The organism is Streptomyces sp. NPDC001108 (genome assembly GCF_053598535.1).
Window position 1 is genome coordinate 1 of the sequence record NZ_JBSFKL010000005.1, and the last position, 15,364, is coordinate 15,364.

Here is a 15,364-nt window from a genome sequence, read left to right on the forward strand (position 1 = left end):
GGGGGGGGTGTCGGGGGGGTGTGGGTCGGCGCCGGCCGGGGCCGGGGCCCGCGCGCTCCTCCCGTCGCGGGGGGGGGGGGGGGGCGCGGCCCGCCCCCCCCCCCCCCCCCCCCGCCTCTTCGTGTCTCCCAGGCGCGTACGCGTCTCAGCGGGTCTTTCCGCCCTTCGGCATCCGCATCCCCTTCGGCATGGGCCCCTTCGGGAGCGGCATGTTGCTCATCAGGTCGCCCATCGCGCGCAGCCGGTCGTTGGCGGCCGTCACCTGCGGGCCGGTGAGGACGCGCGGCAGCTTCAGCATCTTGGTGCGCAGCTTCTTGAGGGGGACCTGGCCCTCGCCGTTGCCGACGATGATGTCGTGCACCGGTACGTCGACCAGGATGCGCGCCATCTTCTTCTTCTCGGACGCGAGCAGCGGCTTCACCCGGTTCGGGTTGCCCTCGGCGACCAGCACGATGCCGGCCTTGCTCACGGAGCGGTGCACCACGTCCTGGCTGCGGTTCATCGCGACCGCGGGGGTCGTCGTCCAGCCCCGGCCCACCCGGTCCAGCACCGCCGCGGCGGCGCCCGGCTGCCCCTCCATCTGTCCGAAGGCCGCACGCTCGGCACGCCGTCCGAAGACGATCGCCATCGCGAGGAGGGCCAGTACGAAGCCCAGGATGCCCAGGTAGACCGGATGATCGATCGCGAAACCGATCCCGAGGAGGACGCCGAAGGTGACGATTCCCACGCCCGCGACGACAAGACCGATCTTCGGGTCGGTCCGCCTGGCCATCTTGTAGGTCAGGGCGATCTGCTTGAGCCGCCCCGCGTTCTCGGCGCTGTCCGCGCCTTCAGTCTTTGCCTTCCTCGCCATGTAAAGAAGTTTACGTGGCTCAGGAACGGCGGTCGGCCGCGGCCTCCAGTACGGACAGCACGGACTCGGCCTCGACCCGGTCCTTGGCCCGGCGCCGGTCCTCCTGGACGGCCGACCAGGCGTTGCGGCGGGCCGTGCGCTGGCCGCCGGCCAGGACGAGCGACTCGACGGCGCGGAGGGCCGCAGTGACGGACGGGAGGGCGGCGGCACGTACCGGCACGGCCTGCATCGTGGAGATCTCCTCGGAGCGGATGTGCGCGAAGGGGCGGGCGGGTGGCTCGCGCGGACCCGGCGGCCCGGACGGTCCGGGCCCGTACCGCGCGGCGTGTGCACCCAGCGTCACTGCTCGGTGTTACCAGCGCGTGACCGGACGGTCAAACACCAATGAAAACCCCGATCCGGCGGGCGCGCACGCCGAAGCGGCCCGTACCCGCCCCCGACCTGCGGGGGAGCGTACGGACCGCTTCGCGTCGGTCATGACCGGTCAGTGGTTCGCTGTGCCGGGTCTCACACGGCGGGCACCGCGGCGGCGGCGCCGCGACGGTCCATCGCCTGCTGGAAGAGACGGCCCGCGCGGTACGAGGAACGGACCAGCGGCCCGGACATCACACCGGAGTAGCCGATCTCGTCGGCCTCCTCCTTCAGCTCCACGAACTCCTGCGGCTTCACCCAGCGCTCCACCGGGTGGTGGCGCACCGAGGGGCGCAGGTACTGCGTGATCGTGATCAGCTCGCAGCCCGCGTCGTACAGGTCCTGGAGCGCCTCGCTGACCTCTTCGCGGGTCTCGCCCATGCCGAGGATCAGGTTGGACTTGGTCACCAGACCGGCCTCACGGGCCCGGGTGATGACCTCCAGGGAGCGCTCGTACCGGAAGCCGGGGCGGATCCGCTTGAAGATCCGCGGCACCGTCTCCACGTTGTGCGCGAGGACCTCGGGGCGGGCGGAGAAGACCTCGGCGAGCTGCTCGGGCACCGCGTTGAAGTCGGGGATCAGCAGCTCGACCTTGGTGCGGCCGGCTTCCCGCCCGGCGGTCAGTGCGTGGATCTGGCGCACGGTCTCCGCGTACAGCCAGGCACCGCCGTCCTCCAGGTCGTCGCGGGCGACGCCGGTGATGGTGGCGTAGTTCAGGTCCATCGTGACGACGGACTCGCCGACCCGGCGGGGCTCGTCCCGGTCCAGCGCCTGCGGCTTGCCCGTGTCGATCTGGCAGAAGTCGCAGCGCCGGGTGCACTGGTCGCCCCCGATGAGGAAGGTGGCCTCGCGGTCCTCCCAGCATTCGAAGATGTTGGGGCAGCCGGCCTCCTGGCACACCGTGTGCAGGCCCTCGCTCTTCACGAGCTTCTGCAGCTGGTTGTACTCGGGGCCCATCTTCGCCCGGGTCTTGATCCACTCGGGCTTGCGCTCGATGGGGGTCTGGCTGTTCCGGACCTCCAGGCGCAGCATCTTGCGCCCGTCGGGTGCGACAGCGGACACTCCGGCACTCCCCTTTGCTTGTACTGCGTCGGATGCTTCTTTGGATTCTTCGGCGAACACCAGGGTACGCCCGTGGTTCGCACGGCTTTACGTCCGGCCAACCTGTGGCAGGCGGGGCCTATTCCCGGCCGAGTGATCCGGCCGTCACGCCGTGGCCACGGCATCGGCCGGGGCGTCCGGCGCGCCCGACGGCTCGGCGGCCGGGCGCTCGACGACGCGCGGTGCCGGTGCGGCGTTCTCCAGGACGTCCCGCAGGTGCTTCTCGACGACCGGGAGCACCTCGGCGACGGTGATGTCGCGGCCGAGCTCGTACGCCAGCGAGGTGACGCCCGCGTCCCGGATGCCGCACGGCACGATCCGGTCGAACCAGGTGTTGTCCGGGTTCACGTTGAACGAGAAGCCGTGCATCGTCACCCCCTTGGCGACGCGGATGCCGATCGCCGCCAGCTTGCGGTCCTCGCGGCGCTGCCCGGCGTTGGACGGGGCGTACTCGGGGCCGTTCAGCCGGGCGTCGAACTCCTCGTCCTGGAGCCGGGGGTCGAAGTCGAGGGAGAGCCCGCCGAGCGCCGGGCGCTCCTCGACCGGGTCGCCGAGCACCCAGACCCCGCTGCGGCCCTCGACCCGGGTGGTCTCCACGCCGAACTCGGCGGCGGTCCGGATCAGCGCCTCCTCCAGGCGGCGGACGTGCGCGACGACGTCCACCGGGCGGGGCAGCTTCTGGATCGGGTAGCCCACCAGCTGACCGGGGCCGTGCCAGGTGATCTTGCCGCCGCGGTCCACGTCGATGACGGGGGTGCCGTCGAGGGGGCGTTCGCTGTCGGCCGTACGCCGGCCGGCCGTGTAGACGGGCGGGTGCTCCACCAGCAGGCAGGTGTCCGGGACGGTGTCCTCGAACCTGGCCGCGTGCACCTCGCGCTGCTTCTGCCAGGCCTCCTGGTAGTCGACGGCTTCCTCACCGAATCCCAGCCGGACGAACCGAAGCTCAGCCACGACAGATGCCTTCCTCTTGTAGTGCGCGGGCGGCGGGGTACCCGGAGCCGCGTCACCATGCACTGATTCACGCCTTTGGCCACTGTACGACCGGTCGGCGGGCGGTGGTCCGGCAGGTCTTCCCGTCAGCACCGCCCCCAATCCTCACACGATCGGATGAAAGTGAAGCGAAGGTGGCTGTGACCGGGGCGGAGGCCGCTAAATTCGCGCCGTTCCCCAAGGGCTGCCCGCCCGGCCCGGAAGGCAGGAGACCGTACAGCTGATGTCGGAACGACCTCCGCAGCGCACCCCCAACCGCCGGCTGGCCGCGCTCATCACCGAGGCAGGTTTCTCCAACGCCGGTCTGGCCCGCAGAGTCGACCAACTCGGCCTCGAACACGGCCTCGACCTCCGCTACGACAAGACCTCCGTGACCCGCTGGCTCCGCGGGCAGCAGCCGCGCGGCACCACCCCCGCGCTGATCGCCGAGGTCTTCACCCGGCGGCTCGGGCGCCGGCTCTCCGCGCAGGACCTCGGTCTGGACGCGTGCGCCCCGGTCTACGCCGGTCTGGAGTTCGCGGCCACGCCCGCGGAGGCGGTCGACATCGTGAGCGGGCTGTGGCGGAAGGACTCCGGCAGCCAGGCCGAGCTGCGCAAGATCGCCTTCACCCCGGCCGGGCTCGTCGTCCCCAGCCGGGACTGGCTGATCGGCCGGGCCGACGAGTCGGTGGGCCGGGGCGGAGAACCCGCGCCCCGGGCGCACGGCGCGGCGGGAGGGGCGCACGGGGCGGCGGGGGACGGTGGGGCGGGTGGTTCCCCCCGGCCCGGCGGGGCGCGCCCGGCACCGGGGGCGCACGGTGCGTACGGCGTGCCCGGCGCCCGGGGGGCGGCGGCCGCCCGCCCGGCCGGGGCGTCCGTGCCGTCCGGGCCGCCGGGCGGCCCCCCGTCCCCGCAGGGCCCCGTTCCCGGGCTGTCCGAGGCGTTCGGCCTGCCCCGCCAGCGGCGTTCCGGGCGGGACTCCGGCCAGCGGGTCAGCGGCGGCGACGTGGCCGCCCTGCGCTCGGTCGGCGAACTCTTCCGCACCCTCGACCACGCCTACGGCGGCGGCCACGCCCGCCAGGCGCTCGTCCGCTACCTGGAGCACGAGGCGGAACCGATGCTCCGGGGCACCTACGGCGAGGCGACCGGGCGCAGACTCTTCGCGGCCGCCGCCGACCTGACCCGGCTGGCCGGCTGGACCTCGTACGACATCGCGGCCCACGGCCTGGCCCAGCGGTACTTCGTCCAGGCGCTGCGGCTCGCCCAGGCCGCCGGTGACCGCGCCTACGGCAGCTATGTGCTGACGACGATGAGCCGGCAGGCGGTCTACCTGGGCCACGGCCGGGAGGCCGTGCAACTGGCCCGGGTCGCGCAGCAGGGCATCGGCTCCTCCGCGCCCCCCGTCGTCCAGGCCCTGCTGCACGCCGTCGAGGCGCGCGGCCACGGGGTGCTCGGCGAGTCCCGGGCCTGCACCACCTCGCTGGCGCGGGCCGAGCGGGCGCTGGACATCGCCCGGCCCGGGGACGAGGTGCCGCACTGGGCGCGCCACTTCGACGAGGCCCAGCTCGCCGACGAGTTCGGCCACTGCCACCGCGACCTCCAGCAGTACCGGGCCGCGGCGCAGTACGCGGAGCGCTCGCTCCAGCTGCGCTCCCCGGCGTACGCCCGCAGCCGACTGTTCTGCCAGGTGGTGCTGGCCTCCGCCCGCCTCGGGCTCGGCGAGCTCGACCAGGCGTGCGCGCTCGGCGTGGAGGCCGCCCAGCAGGCCGCGGAGATGCGGTCGGTGCGGGCCACGGAGTACCTGCACGACTTCGAGCGGCGGCTGGAGCCCTACCGGGACGCCGCCGCCGTACGCGGCTACCGCGACCGGGTCGCCGCGCTGGGCTGAGCACGGCACAGGGGGCGCACGCCGGTGCGCCCCCTGGCTGTTCGAGCGCGGCTCCGGGCCGGGTCCACAGACCTCACCGGCCCGGAGCCGCGAGCTTGGTGTTCCCCTCCGTCAGGCCGCCTCGGGCAGCGGCGTGTGGCCGGCCGGCCGTACGCCCAGGTCGGCGAGGACGGCGTCGGCGGCGCGGCGCCCCGAGTACAGCGCGCCCCGGACGGTGCTGGTGTCCCGGTGGTCGCCGCACACATAGAGACCGGCCAGCAGCCGCACCGGGCGGCGCAGGTCGTGCGGGGCGGGCATCGCGGGGACCGCCTCCGGGTCGTGGTGGACGGCCAGCAGCTCCCAGTCGTCGGTGCGGACCCCGTACAGCGCGGCCAGATGGGTGCGGACCGCGCGCTCCAGGCCGGGCGGCGGGGTGCCGAGCACCGTGGAACTGATCAGCGTGCGGCCGTGCGGGGCGCGCGTGGGGTCGACGGCGCTCATCACCGCGGTGTGCGCCACCGGGCCGGAGCCGTCGGCGTCCAGCAGCAGGGCGGTGCCGGTCGGCGGGGGAGCGGGCGCGGTGTGGTGAAGGACCGTCACGGGGTGGAAGGACGGCACCCGGAGACCGGGCAGCAGCTCGGCGGCGGCCCCGGCGCCGGTCGCGACCAGCAGGGAACGGCACCCCAGCTCGCCGTGCTCCTCGGTGCGGACCGAGGTGATGTCGGCGGCCGTGACATGCACCCCGGTACGCACGGTGCCCGGCGGCAGCGCGGCCGCGAGGAGCTCGGGCAGCGTCGCCGAACCGCCCTCGGGGACGCAGAGCCTGCCGCGCGCGTAGTCGCGCAGGACGAGGTCGGCGCACCGGCTGGAGGTGGTGAGCCCGGGGTCGGCGAGCAGCGTGGCGAGCAGCGGGCGCAGGAAGCCGTTGACGGTACGGGCGGGCAGCCCGCGGTGGGACAGGGCGGCCAGCGCCGTCTGCTCGGGGCGGGCCAGGATGCGGGCCGCCGGGGTGGCGGCGAGCCGGCTCAGCGCGGCGGCCACCCGGGCCTGGTCGATCGGCCCGCCCATCGGCGGACGGGGGGCGCTCGCGAGGGCGCGTGCCGCCTTGAGTGCGCCCCGAGCGCCCCGTACGTCGCCGGTGCGGTACTGGCGGCCCTCGCTGTGCACCAGCACCCCCGGAGCGAAGGTGCGCAGCACCAGCCCTTCGAGGCCGGGCGTCACGCGCAGCTGCGGGCAGGTGGTGGTGAGGAGTGGGCCGATGTGGTCGAGCCGGAAGCCGTCCACCTCGGCGGTGCTCATCCGTCCGCCGATCCGGGGGGCGGCCTCCAGGACGCTGACGCTCAGCCCCGCGCTGGTCAATCGATGGGCGGCGGACAGGCCGGCGATCCCGGCCCCGATGATGACGACGTCCGCGTGGTGTGCCGTGCTGAGCATGTGCCCCTCCCCGAGTCGGCGCGGCCGTGGGGGACCGCGGCCCCGACGGGCCTCCCGGAACGACCGGGTTCGCCGGGCCGTGCCTTCGGACCACCGCCCGGAGGCCGGGCGGCCGACGGCACTACCGGGAGGTTAGGAGCGCGGCGGGTGCGGACGCAGTCGCGCGCACCCGGGGCACCGTTGCACGGGGTCGCATGTCTGTCCGATTCGGTGGCGGGGGCGGCGCATCCGCCGGGGCGCTCAGCGCAGGGCGGCGCGGATCGCTCCGTCGATGCCCGGGAAGGCGAAGGCGAAGCCCGACTCCAGCAGCCGGTGCGGCACCACCCGCTGACTGCCCAGCACGTCCTGGGCGAACTCCCCGAGGGCGATCCGCAGGGCCGGGGCCGGGGCGGTGAGGAGCGTGGGTCGGTGCAGCACCCGCCCCATCGCGGCCGTCACCTCGCGGTTGGTGACCGGGGAGGGCGCGGTCAGGTTCACCGGGCCGGACAGCGACTCCGTCTCCAGGAGGTGGCGCAGCGCCGCGACCTCGTCGTGCAGCGCGATGAAGCTCCAGTACTGCCGCCCGTCGCCCAGCCGGCCGCCGAGCCCCGCCCGGAACAGCGGGAAGAGCCGGCCCCAGGCCCCGCCCTCGCGGGCGACGACCAGTCCGGTGCGGGCGTGCACCGTCCGCACGCCCGCCGCCTGGGCGGCGGCCGTGGCGGCCTCCCACTCCACGCAGACGGACGGCAGGAAGCCCTTCCCGGCCGGGGCGCTCTCGTCGACGGCACGGTCCCCGGTGTCGCCGTAGTAGCCGATCGCCGAACCGGACACCAGCACCTTCGGAGCCGGGTCCAGGGAGGCGACGGCCTCGGCGATCGCGGCCGTGCCCAGCACCCGGCTGTCCCGGATCTCCCGCTTGTACGCCTCCGACCAGCGGTGGTCGCCGACCCCGGCCCCGGCCAGGTGGACGACGGCGTCGCAGCCGACCAGGCCCGCCGCGTCGACGTAGCCGCGCCGGGGATCCCACTCCGCCTCGTCCCCCGACCGGGCCGGGCGGCGGACGAGACGGACCACCTCCAGCCCGTCGGCCCGCAGCGAACGCACCAGCGCCGCTCCGACGAGTCCGGACGCTCCGGTGACAGCGATACGGGAGTGAACCATGGGTCCCATCCTGCCTCAACGGCCCTGCCGGGCCCACCGTTGGTGAGCGCCGCGCCGCGTGTCACCGGCGTACCGCGCGAAGAAAGGGACTGACCGCCCGGACCGGTTCTGACACAGTGGCGGGCATGTCCGAGATCCATCCGCACCCGGCCTGCCGCGTCCGCCCCGCCGTCCTCGCCGACGAGGCCGCGCTCGGCGAGCTCGACCGCGCCACCTGGTCCACCCTGCACGCCGTCATGCCCCGCCCCCAGCCGCCCTACGCGCCCTTCTTCGACGAGCGCCACGTACCCGGTGACTTCCTGGTGGCCGAGGTCGCGGACGACCCGCGCCCGGCCGGATACATCAGGCTGGTCCCGCCGACCCCCCTGGCCTGCAACGCCCACGTCCGGCAGATACAGGGCCTCGCCGTCGCCGACCGGGCGCGCGGCCGGGGCGTCGCCCGCGCCCTGCTGCGCGCCGCCTGCGCGACGGCGCGGGACGACGGGGCCAACCGGATCACCCTGCGGGTCCTCGGGCACAACACGCCCGCCCGCGCCCTGTACGCGTCCGAGGGGTTCACCGTCGAGGGCGTGCTGCCCGGCGAGTTCTTCCTGGACGGGCGGTACGTCGACGACATCCTGATGGGCCGTTCGCTCGCCCCGTGACCGGCCGGGGCGGCCCCGGCCGGAGCATGAGCGCCGCGCCGTGTCCGCCCGGCCGGAGGCCACCCGACAGGCGCTCAGCCCTTGAACAGCCGCATACCGCCCATGAGTTCGTGCAGACAGCGGACGGCCAGCTCGGCCGGTGAGCCGGGCCCGTCCGTCGGCGCGTCCGTCGTCGCCGCCCAGGACTCCAGCGCGACCCGTACCGCGTCCGTGGCGGCGGCCGCGGCCAGCCGGACCTCCAGCGGGTCCGCCTCCTCGCCGGCCAGCCGGGCCAGCACCGGCAGCAGCCGCTCCTCCGAATCCTGATTGACCCGGTACCAGACCGCGCGCAGCGCCGGGTCCCGCTCGGCCGCCCGCAGCAGCCCGAGCGTCCAGCCCAACTGCTCGTCGGCGTCCCCGTCCGGCATCCGGAACGCCTCGGTGACCGCCCGCTCCAGCACCTCGGCGAACGCGTCCCCCGGCTCGGCCGCCGCCAGCAGCGAGCGCCAGCGCTCGGCGCCCCCGGAGAGCAGCGGGCCCACCGCGTCCTGCTTGGAGCGGAAGTACCGGTAGAAGGTGCGCAGCGCCACGCCCGCCCGCTGTGCGATGTCCTCCGCCGTGGTGCCGTCGGGGCCCCGCTCGGCGAAGAGCGCGGCCGCGGCACGGGCGATCTCCAGCTGGGTCGCGGCCTTGCGGCGCTCGGTGAGGGACGGCTGCGGCGGCTCGGTGCTCATTCCCAGGACATTACCCCCGGGGGCCAGGGGCATGCGCGCGATGCCGTGATGGCAAAACGTGCCATTTAGGCGTACGGTGGACAGCGATCGGGACGCCCAGGGGGGCGCCGTCGACACGCTCCGGGACACCAGTCACCGGGATCGGAGGGACAGACATGAACCGCTACGAAGGCCGCCGCGTCCTCATCACCGGAGGCGGCTCCGGCATCGGCCGGGCCACCGTCCACCGCGTCCTCGCCGAGGGCGGCCGGGTCGTCGCCGCCGACGTCAACGAGGCCGGCCTGGCGGAGACCCGGGCGACCGCCGAGGCGAACGGCACCGCGGACCGCCTCACCACCCTGGCCCTGGACATCGCGGACGAGGCCGCGGTACGGACCGGTGTCGCCTCCGCCGTGGAGACCCTCGGCGGGCTCGACGTCCTGGTCAACGCCGCCGGGATCCTGCGCTCCGAGCACACCCACAAGACCACGCTGGAGTTCTTCAACAAGATCATCGCGGTCAACCTCACGGGCACCTTCCTGATGATCCGCGAGGCGATACCGGCGCTGATCGAGGGCAACGAGCCGGCCGTGGTGAACTTCTCCTCCACCTCCGCGGCCTTCGCCCACCCGTACATGTCCGCGTACGCGGCGAGCAAGGGCGGCATCCAGTCGATGACGCACGCGCTGGCCAGCGAGTACAGCAAGCAGGGGGTGCGGTTCGTCGCCGTCGCGCCCGGCTCGATCTCCTCCGACATGACCAGCGGCCACGGCCCGGGCCTGCCCGCCGACGCCGACATGTCGCTCTTCATGAAGCTCTCCCCGGCGCTCGGCACCGGCTTCGCCAGCCCGGACACCGTGGCCGGTGTCGTCGCGATGCTCGGCTCCCGGGACGGCGCGTTCATCACGGGTACGGAGATCCGCATCGACGGCGGCACCCACTTCTAGGCCCTGGAAACACAACCCTGGCCGCCGGGCCCCTCAGCCGGTCCCGAACCGTGCCCAGAGCCCGGGGAACCGCTTCGCCAGGGACTCGTCGTCGAAGCCCACCGGGACGCCCCCGGGCTCGGCCGGCTGGGGCGGCAGCCCGAGGTCCGGCGCCACCACGCCGGTGAGCTGCTCGTACGCCTCGTCGGCGGCGTAACCCAGCTCCTCGCCGTCCCCGTCGATCTCCTCGTCGAAGTCGTCGAGGAGATCGGCCAGCGCGTCCGGCTCGTGCAGGGCGCCCTCGAAGACCTCCCGGCCCTGGCCGATCAGCCAGCACCGGAAGAAATCGAAGGCGCCCTCGTCCGCGCCGCCCAGCAGCAGCGCGGCGGCGCCCCAGAGCTCCCAGCGGTAGGCACGGTGGAAACGGGCCTCGAAGTGCCGGGCGAAGTCCAGCACCGCGTCGGGGTCGAGCCGCACCAGCCGCTCGACGAGCAGCTCGGCCTGGTCCTCCGGGTCACCCTCGGCGGCCGTGCGCGTGCTGTCGACGATCTCCCAGAACTCCGTCTCGTCCATCACGGATCAAGCATCGGCCCTGGTGGGGCACGGCGCACGCGGACGCCGGACGGCGCCGCGCTCAGCCGTACAGCCCGTGCAGCGCCGCGGCCGCCGCCGCGAACCGCTCCCGCAGCGCGACCGGCTCCAGTACCTCCGACTCCGGCCCCAGGCCCAGGAGTTGGCTGTACGCGATCTCCTCCGACTCGACCGGCACGGTGAGGGTCAGCCACCCCTCGGCATCCGGCGGACCGGCCGCCTCCAGCGCCGCCCCGACCGCCGAACGGTCCAGTACGTACGGCAATCGGCGTACCCCCTCGGGGGACAACCGCACCGTCACCTCCGCCCGCAGCAGCGACCGGGCGAACTGCGCGGCCCGCTCCGCCCAGAAACCCGCCAGATCGAACCGCTCGTCCCGCTCGAACCGCTCCTCGGTCACCACCACGTCCGAGAACCGGTCGACCCGGTACACCCGGAAATCCCCCGCCACCCGGGCGCACACGTACCAGACCCCCGCCTTCAGCACGAGCCCGTACGGTTCCAGCTCCCGCTCGGCCGGGGCGTCCGCGCCGTTGCGGAGATAGCGGGCCCGCACCGTCCGGTCGCCCCACACCGCCCCGGCCAGGGCCGGAAGCTGCTCGGGGGTGACCGGCTCCTGGTACCAGCCCGGCGCGTCCAGATGGAACCGGTGCACGGTGCGGTCCGGGGCGTCCCGCAGCGAGGGCGTCAGGGCCGCCGCCACCTTGAGCCGGGCGGCCGAGGCGGCGTCCGCCAGCCCCATCTCGCGCAGCGCGGACGGCAGCCCGGACAGGAAGAGCGCCTCGGCCTCGTCCCGGGCGAGACCGGTCAGCCCCGTCCGGTAGCCGCCGACCAGCCGGTAGCCGCCGGCCCGGCCCCGGTCCGCGTAGACCGGGACGCCCGCCGCCGAGAGGGCCTGGGCGTCCCGGGTCACGGTCCGCTCCGACACCTCCAGCTCCCGGGCGAGCTCCGCGGCGGTCATGGCCGTGCGGGCCTGCAGGAGCAGCACCATTCTGATGAGACGGGCAGCGCGCATGCGGCCATTGTGTCCGCATGCGCGCTGCCCTGTGTCCGGTGCCTCAGAGGCCGTACCGCTCCCGTGCCTCCTTGACCGAGGTCGCGCTGACCTCGCCGCGGCGGGCCAGCTGGGCCAGGGCCGCGACGGCGATCGAACGGGCGTCGACGCCGAAGTGGCGGCGGGCCGCGTCCCGGGTGTCGGAGAGGCCGAAGCCGTCCGTGCCGAGCGAGGACCAGTCCTGCTCCACCCACTGGCTGATCTGGTCGGGGACCTGGCGCATCCAGTCGCTCACCGCGACGACCGGACCCGGGGCGCCCTCCAGCACCTGCGTCACGTACGGCACCCGCTGCTCACCGCGGAGCAGCGCGGCGTCGCACTCCAGCGCCTCGCGGCGCAGCTCGCCCCAGGAGGTGGCGGACCAGACGTCGGCCGTGACCCCCCAGTCCGCGGCCAGCAGCTCCTGCGCCTCCAGCGCCCAGTGGATCGCCGTACCGGAGGCCAGCAGCTGGACCCGCGGCGCGTCCGCCGAGGCGGGCACGCCCTCCTTGAAGCGGTACAGGCCCTTGACGATGCCCTTCTCGACGCCCTCCGGCATCGCGGGCTGCGGCTTCGGCTCGTTGTAGACCGTCAGGTAGTAGAAGACGTTCTCGGCCTCGGGGCCGTACATCCGGCGCAGACCGTCCTTGACGATCACCGCGATCTCGTACGCGAACGCCGGGTCGTAGTTGAGCGAGGCCGGGTTGGTGGCCGCGATCAGGTGCGAGTGGCCGTCCGCGTGCTGGAGCCCCTCACCGGTGAGCGTCGTACGGCCCGCCGTGGCGCCGACGATGAAGCCCTTGCCGAGCTGGTCGGCGAGCTGCCACATCTGGTCGCCGGTCCGCTGCCAGCCGAACATCGAGTAGAAGATGTAGAACGGGATCATCGTCTCGCCGTGCGTCGCGTACGACGTCGAGGCGGCGATGAAGTCGGCCATGGCCCCGGCCTCGGTGATCCCCTCGTTGAGGATCTGGCCGTCCTTGGCCTCCTTGTAGTACATCAGCTGGTCGCGGTCGACCGGCTCGTACGTCTGGCCCAGCGGCGAGTAGATGCCGGCCGAGGGGAACAGCGACTCCATGCCGAAGGTGCGCGCCTCGTCGGGGACGATCGGCACCCAGCGCTTCCCGGTCTGCTTGTCCCGCATCAGGTCCTTGACCAGGCGGACGAAGGCCATGGTGGTGGCCATCTCCTGCTTGCCGGACCCCTTCTTCAGGGCGGCGAACGCGCGCTCCTCCGGCTCCGGCAGCGCCACCGCGTGGACGCGGCGGGCCGGGGCGGGGCCGCCGAGGGCGGCGCGGCGCTCCTGGAGGTAGCGGACCTCGGGGGAGTCGGCGCCCGGGTGGCCGTAGGGCACCAGGCCGTCGGCGAACGCGCTGTCCGGGATCGGCAGGCCGAGCAGCTCGCGCATGTCCTTGAACTCGTCCACCGAGAGCTTCTTCATCTGGTGGTTGGCGTTCTTGGACTCGAAGCCCTTGCCGAGCGTGAAGCCCTTCACGGTCTGCGCGAGGATCACGGTCGGCGCGCCCTTGTGCGCCAGGGCGGCCCGGTAGGCCGCGTACACCTTGCGGGCCTCGTGGCCGCCGCGCGAGGTGTAGAAGCACTCGCCGATCTTCGCGTCGGTGAGCAGCTTCGCCAGCTCGGCGAGGGCGGGCTCGGCACCGAAGAAGTGCTCGCGGATGTACGCGACGTCGCGGGTGGCGTACGTCTGGAACTGCGCGTCCGGGACCTCCCGGAGCCGGCGGACCAGCGCACCGGTGGTGTCCAGCTGGAACAGCTCGTCCCACGCGGTGCCCCAGAGCGTCTTGACGACGTTCCAGCCGGCGCCGCGGAAGGCCCCCTCCAGCTCCTGGACCACGCGGAAGTTGGCGCGGACCGGGCCGTCGAGGCGCTGCAGGTTGCAGTTGATGACGAAGGTCAGGTTGTCGAGCCCCTCGCGGGCCGCGAGGGCCAGGGCGGCGGTCGACTCGGGCTCGTCCATCTCGCCGTCGCCCAGGAAGGCCCAGACGTGCGAGTTCGACGTGTCCTTGATGTTGCGGTTGGCCAGGTAGCGGTTGAAGCGCGCCTGGTAGATCGCGGAGAGCGGGCCGAGCCCCATCGACACGGTGGGGAACTCCCACAGCCAGGGCAGCCGCCGCGGGTGCGGGTAGGACGGCAGACCGTCGCCGCCCGCCTCCTGGCGGAAGTTGTCGAGCTGCTGCTCGCTCAGACGGCCGTCGAGGAAGGCGCGGGCGTAGATGCCGGGGGAGGCGTGGCCCTGGATGTAGAGCTGGTCACCGGAGCCGTCCCCCTCCTTGCCCCGGAAGAAGTGGTTGAAGCCCGTCTCGTACAGCCAGGCCGCCGACGCGAACGTGGCGATGTGGCCGCCGACGCCGAAGCGGGAGCCGCGGGTGACCATCGCGGCCGCGTTCCAGCGGTTCCAGGCGGTGATCCGGGATTCCATCTCCAGGTCGCCGTCGAACTCGGGCTCGGCGGCGGTCGGGATGGAGTTGACGTAGTCGGTCTCCAACAGCTTGGGCAGCGCGAGACCGGCGCCCTCGGCGTGCTCCAGCGAGCGGCGCATCAGGTACGCGGCGCGGTGCGGGCCGGCGGCCCTGGTGACGGCATCCAGGGAGGCCGCCCATTCGGCGGTCTCCTCGGGGTCGCGGTCCGGGAGCTGATCGAGCTCGCTCGGAAGCTTTCCTACGGGGTCGGTCATGATCGCCGCCTTCCGGAGTGGGAGGGGGGTGGAGAAGGCCCTGACTGGCAGGACAGGGCGATCGGGCGGTGAGCCCGCGAGATGAACTCTAAGGCGCCGATCGATGATCGATCAAAGGGTGAAGCGCAAAACTTCTCGATATGAAGAAATTGGCATTCGGTGCCGCGAAACGGGGCACGGAGTGACGGGATCTACGGGTGCAAAAAGGGCGCCGACCTGCACGGAAGAGCACCCGTCCCGACAGATGCGTCCGTCCTCGGAGGCAGTCCGGGAGGGCTTCTCAGGCGCGCGGGGCGCAGCCCAGGACGTGCGCCTTCGCCAGCACGCCGATGTCCGGGTCCTTGCGCAGGAATGCCTCGATGAGCGCCTCGTGCTCCTCCGCGTACGACTTCTGCACCGTGCCCAGCCAGCGGATCGACAGGGCCGTGAACACCTCGATGCCCAGCCCCTCCCAGGTGTGCAGCAGGACCGCGTTGCCCGCCGCCCGCACCATCTCGCGGTGGAAGGCCACGGTGTGCCGGACCTGCGCCTCGCCGTCGGCCAGCCGGTCCGCCTCGTAGAGCGCCGTCACGTGCGGGGTGAGGCGCGAGCAGTCCTCGCCGAGGGACGGGGCCGCCAGCTCCGCCGCGATCTGCTCCAGACCGGCCCGCACCGGGTAGCTCTCCTCCAGGTCGGCGGCGGTGAGGTTGCGGACCCGGACGCCCTTGTTGGGGGCCGACTCGATCAGCCGGAGCGTCTCCAGCTCCCGCAGCGCCTCGCGCACCGGCGTCTGGCTGACCTCCAGCTCGGTGGCGATGCGGCGCTCCACGATCCGCTCGCCGGGCTTCCAGCGCCCGCTGACGATCCCCTCCACGATGTGCTCGCGGATCTGTTCGCGCAGCGAGTGGACGACGGGCGGGGTCATGAGGGCTCCTTCGGGGCGAACCGGTGCTTCCGCGTCATCACGGCGGCCGGGCCGACCGGCGGTGTCTGGGGCGTGCCCTAGACAATACGGCGGTGCCCCCGCCC

At 73.6% G+C, this 15,364-nt stretch carries 14 protein-coding genes; 3 read left to right on the forward strand and 11 right to left on the reverse strand.

What is annotated here, in order from left to right:
• Positions 1–145 precede the first annotated feature (145 nt).
• The 4 genes from ACWC97_RS13420 to lipB form a co-directional block, all read right to left on the reverse strand.
• Positions 146–853 carry a DUF4191 domain-containing protein gene (locus ACWC97_RS13420; RefSeq protein WP_352280405.1) on the reverse strand — a complete coding sequence of 236 codons (708 nt, stop codon included), beginning with the start codon at positions 851–853 and terminating at the stop codon, positions 146–148.
• A gap of 19 nt (positions 854–872) precedes the next feature.
• Entirely contained in the window at positions 873–1,082 is a 210-nt protein-coding gene (locus tag ACWC97_RS13425; protein ID WP_352280404.1) for an SCO2195 family GlnR-regulated protein, read from the reverse strand.
• A gap of 278 nt (positions 1,083–1,360) precedes the next feature.
• Positions 1,361–2,326, reverse strand: a complete 966-nt coding sequence (gene lipA, locus ACWC97_RS13430; RefSeq protein ID WP_385205078.1) for a lipoyl synthase — start codon at positions 2,324–2,326, stop codon at positions 1,361–1,363.
• A 144-nt stretch (positions 2,327–2,470) separates the two neighbouring features.
• On the reverse strand, positions 2,471–3,316 hold the full coding sequence (gene lipB, locus ACWC97_RS13435) for a lipoyl(octanoyl) transferase LipB (RefSeq protein WP_450649267.1): 846 nt from the start codon (positions 3,314–3,316) through the stop codon (positions 2,471–2,473).
• Between the two features lie 262 nt (positions 3,317–3,578).
• On the opposite strand from lipB, the gene ACWC97_RS13440 reads away from it, so the two are divergent.
• Entirely contained in the window at positions 3,579–5,222 is a 1,644-nt protein-coding gene (locus ACWC97_RS13440; protein WP_450649269.1) for a regulator, read from the forward strand.
• A 111-nt stretch (positions 5,223–5,333) separates the two neighbouring features.
• Here the strand turns inward: ACWC97_RS13440 and ACWC97_RS13445 are convergent, their stop codons facing one another.
• Positions 5,334–6,635: an NAD(P)/FAD-dependent oxidoreductase gene (locus tag ACWC97_RS13445; protein WP_450649271.1), complete on the reverse strand. Its 1,302-nt coding sequence runs from the start codon at positions 6,633–6,635 to the stop codon at positions 5,334–5,336.
• Between the two features lie 240 nt (positions 6,636–6,875).
• A complete protein-coding gene (locus tag ACWC97_RS13450; protein ID WP_450649273.1) occupies positions 6,876–7,775 on the reverse strand; it encodes a TIGR01777 family oxidoreductase in 900 nt (299 codons plus the stop codon).
• Positions 7,776–7,900: 125 nt separating this feature from the next.
• On the opposite strand from ACWC97_RS13450, the gene ACWC97_RS13455 reads away from it, so the two are divergent.
• Positions 7,901–8,419: a GNAT family N-acetyltransferase gene (locus tag ACWC97_RS13455; protein WP_352280398.1), complete on the forward strand. Its 519-nt coding sequence runs from the start codon at positions 7,901–7,903 to the stop codon at positions 8,417–8,419.
• 74 nt (positions 8,420–8,493) lie between these two features.
• Here the strand turns inward: ACWC97_RS13455 and ACWC97_RS13460 are convergent, their stop codons facing one another.
• Entirely contained in the window at positions 8,494–9,132 is a 639-nt protein-coding gene (locus tag ACWC97_RS13460; RefSeq protein ID WP_385205096.1) for a TetR/AcrR family transcriptional regulator, read from the reverse strand.
• Positions 9,133–9,287: 155 nt separating this feature from the next.
• Here ACWC97_RS13460 and ACWC97_RS13465 point away from each other — a divergent pair, with 155 nt between their 5' ends.
• A complete protein-coding gene (locus ACWC97_RS13465) occupies positions 9,288–10,058 on the forward strand; it encodes an SDR family NAD(P)-dependent oxidoreductase (protein ID WP_352280395.1) in 771 nt (256 codons plus the stop codon).
• Between the two features lie 33 nt (positions 10,059–10,091).
• Here ACWC97_RS13465 and ACWC97_RS13470 read toward each other — a convergent pair whose 3' ends face one another.
• The 4 genes from ACWC97_RS13470 to ACWC97_RS13485 form a co-directional block, all read right to left on the reverse strand.
• Positions 10,092–10,610 carry a DUF4240 domain-containing protein gene (locus tag ACWC97_RS13470; RefSeq protein ID WP_450649637.1) on the reverse strand — a complete coding sequence of 173 codons (519 nt, stop codon included), beginning with the start codon at positions 10,608–10,610 and terminating at the stop codon, positions 10,092–10,094.
• 61 nt (positions 10,611–10,671) lie between these two features.
• Entirely contained in the window at positions 10,672–11,643 is a 972-nt protein-coding gene (locus ACWC97_RS13475) for a helix-turn-helix transcriptional regulator (protein ID WP_450649276.1), read from the reverse strand.
• Positions 11,644–11,686: 43 nt separating this feature from the next.
• Positions 11,687–14,356 (reverse strand): pyruvate dehydrogenase (acetyl-transferring), homodimeric type, encoded by a 2,670-nt coding sequence (gene aceE / locus ACWC97_RS13480; protein WP_450649278.1) that lies wholly within the window; start codon positions 14,354–14,356, stop codon positions 11,687–11,689.
• A 280-nt stretch (positions 14,357–14,636) separates the two neighbouring features.
• On the reverse strand, positions 14,637–15,260 hold the full coding sequence (locus ACWC97_RS13485) for a GntR family transcriptional regulator (RefSeq protein WP_352280392.1): 624 nt from the start codon (positions 15,258–15,260) through the stop codon (positions 14,637–14,639).
• Between the last annotated feature and the right edge of the window lie 104 nt (positions 15,261–15,364).

Excerpts from the sequence above, each read along its gene's own strand:
- ACWC97_RS13420 (WP_352280405.1), bottom strand. The coding sequence starts at position 853 with ATGGCGAGGAAGGCAAAGACTGAAGGCGCGGACAGCGCCGAGAACGCG.
- ACWC97_RS13425 (WP_352280404.1), bottom strand. The coding sequence starts at position 1,082 with ATGCAGGCCGTGCCGGTACGTGCCGCCGCCCTCCCGTCCGTCACTGCG.
- ACWC97_RS13440 (WP_450649269.1), top strand. The coding sequence starts at position 3,579 with ATGTCGGAACGACCTCCGCAGCGCACCCCCAACCGCCGGCTGGCCGCG.
- ACWC97_RS13445 (WP_450649271.1), bottom strand. The coding sequence starts at position 6,635 with ATGCTCAGCACGGCACACCACGCGGACGTCGTCATCATCGGGGCCGGG.
- ACWC97_RS13450 (WP_450649273.1), bottom strand. The coding sequence starts at position 7,775 with ATGGTTCACTCCCGTATCGCTGTCACCGGAGCGTCCGGACTCGTCGGA.
- ACWC97_RS13455 (WP_352280398.1), top strand. The coding sequence starts at position 7,901 with ATGTCCGAGATCCATCCGCACCCGGCCTGCCGCGTCCGCCCCGCCGTC.
- ACWC97_RS13460 (WP_385205096.1), bottom strand. The coding sequence starts at position 9,132 with ATGAGCACCGAGCCGCCGCAGCCGTCCCTCACCGAGCGCCGCAAGGCC.
- ACWC97_RS13465 (WP_352280395.1), top strand. The coding sequence starts at position 9,288 with ATGAACCGCTACGAAGGCCGCCGCGTCCTCATCACCGGAGGCGGCTCC.
- ACWC97_RS13470 (WP_450649637.1), bottom strand. The coding sequence starts at position 10,610 with ATGGACGAGACGGAGTTCTGGGAGATCGTCGACAGCACGCGCACGGCC.
- ACWC97_RS13475 (WP_450649276.1), bottom strand. The coding sequence starts at position 11,643 with ATGCGCGCTGCCCGTCTCATCAGAATGGTGCTGCTCCTGCAGGCCCGC.
- aceE (WP_450649278.1), bottom strand. The coding sequence starts at position 14,356 with ATGACCGACCCCGTAGGAAAGCTTCCGAGCGAGCTCGATCAGCTCCCG.
- ACWC97_RS13485 (WP_352280392.1), bottom strand. The coding sequence starts at position 15,260 with ATGACCCCGCCCGTCGTCCACTCGCTGCGCGAACAGATCCGCGAGCAC.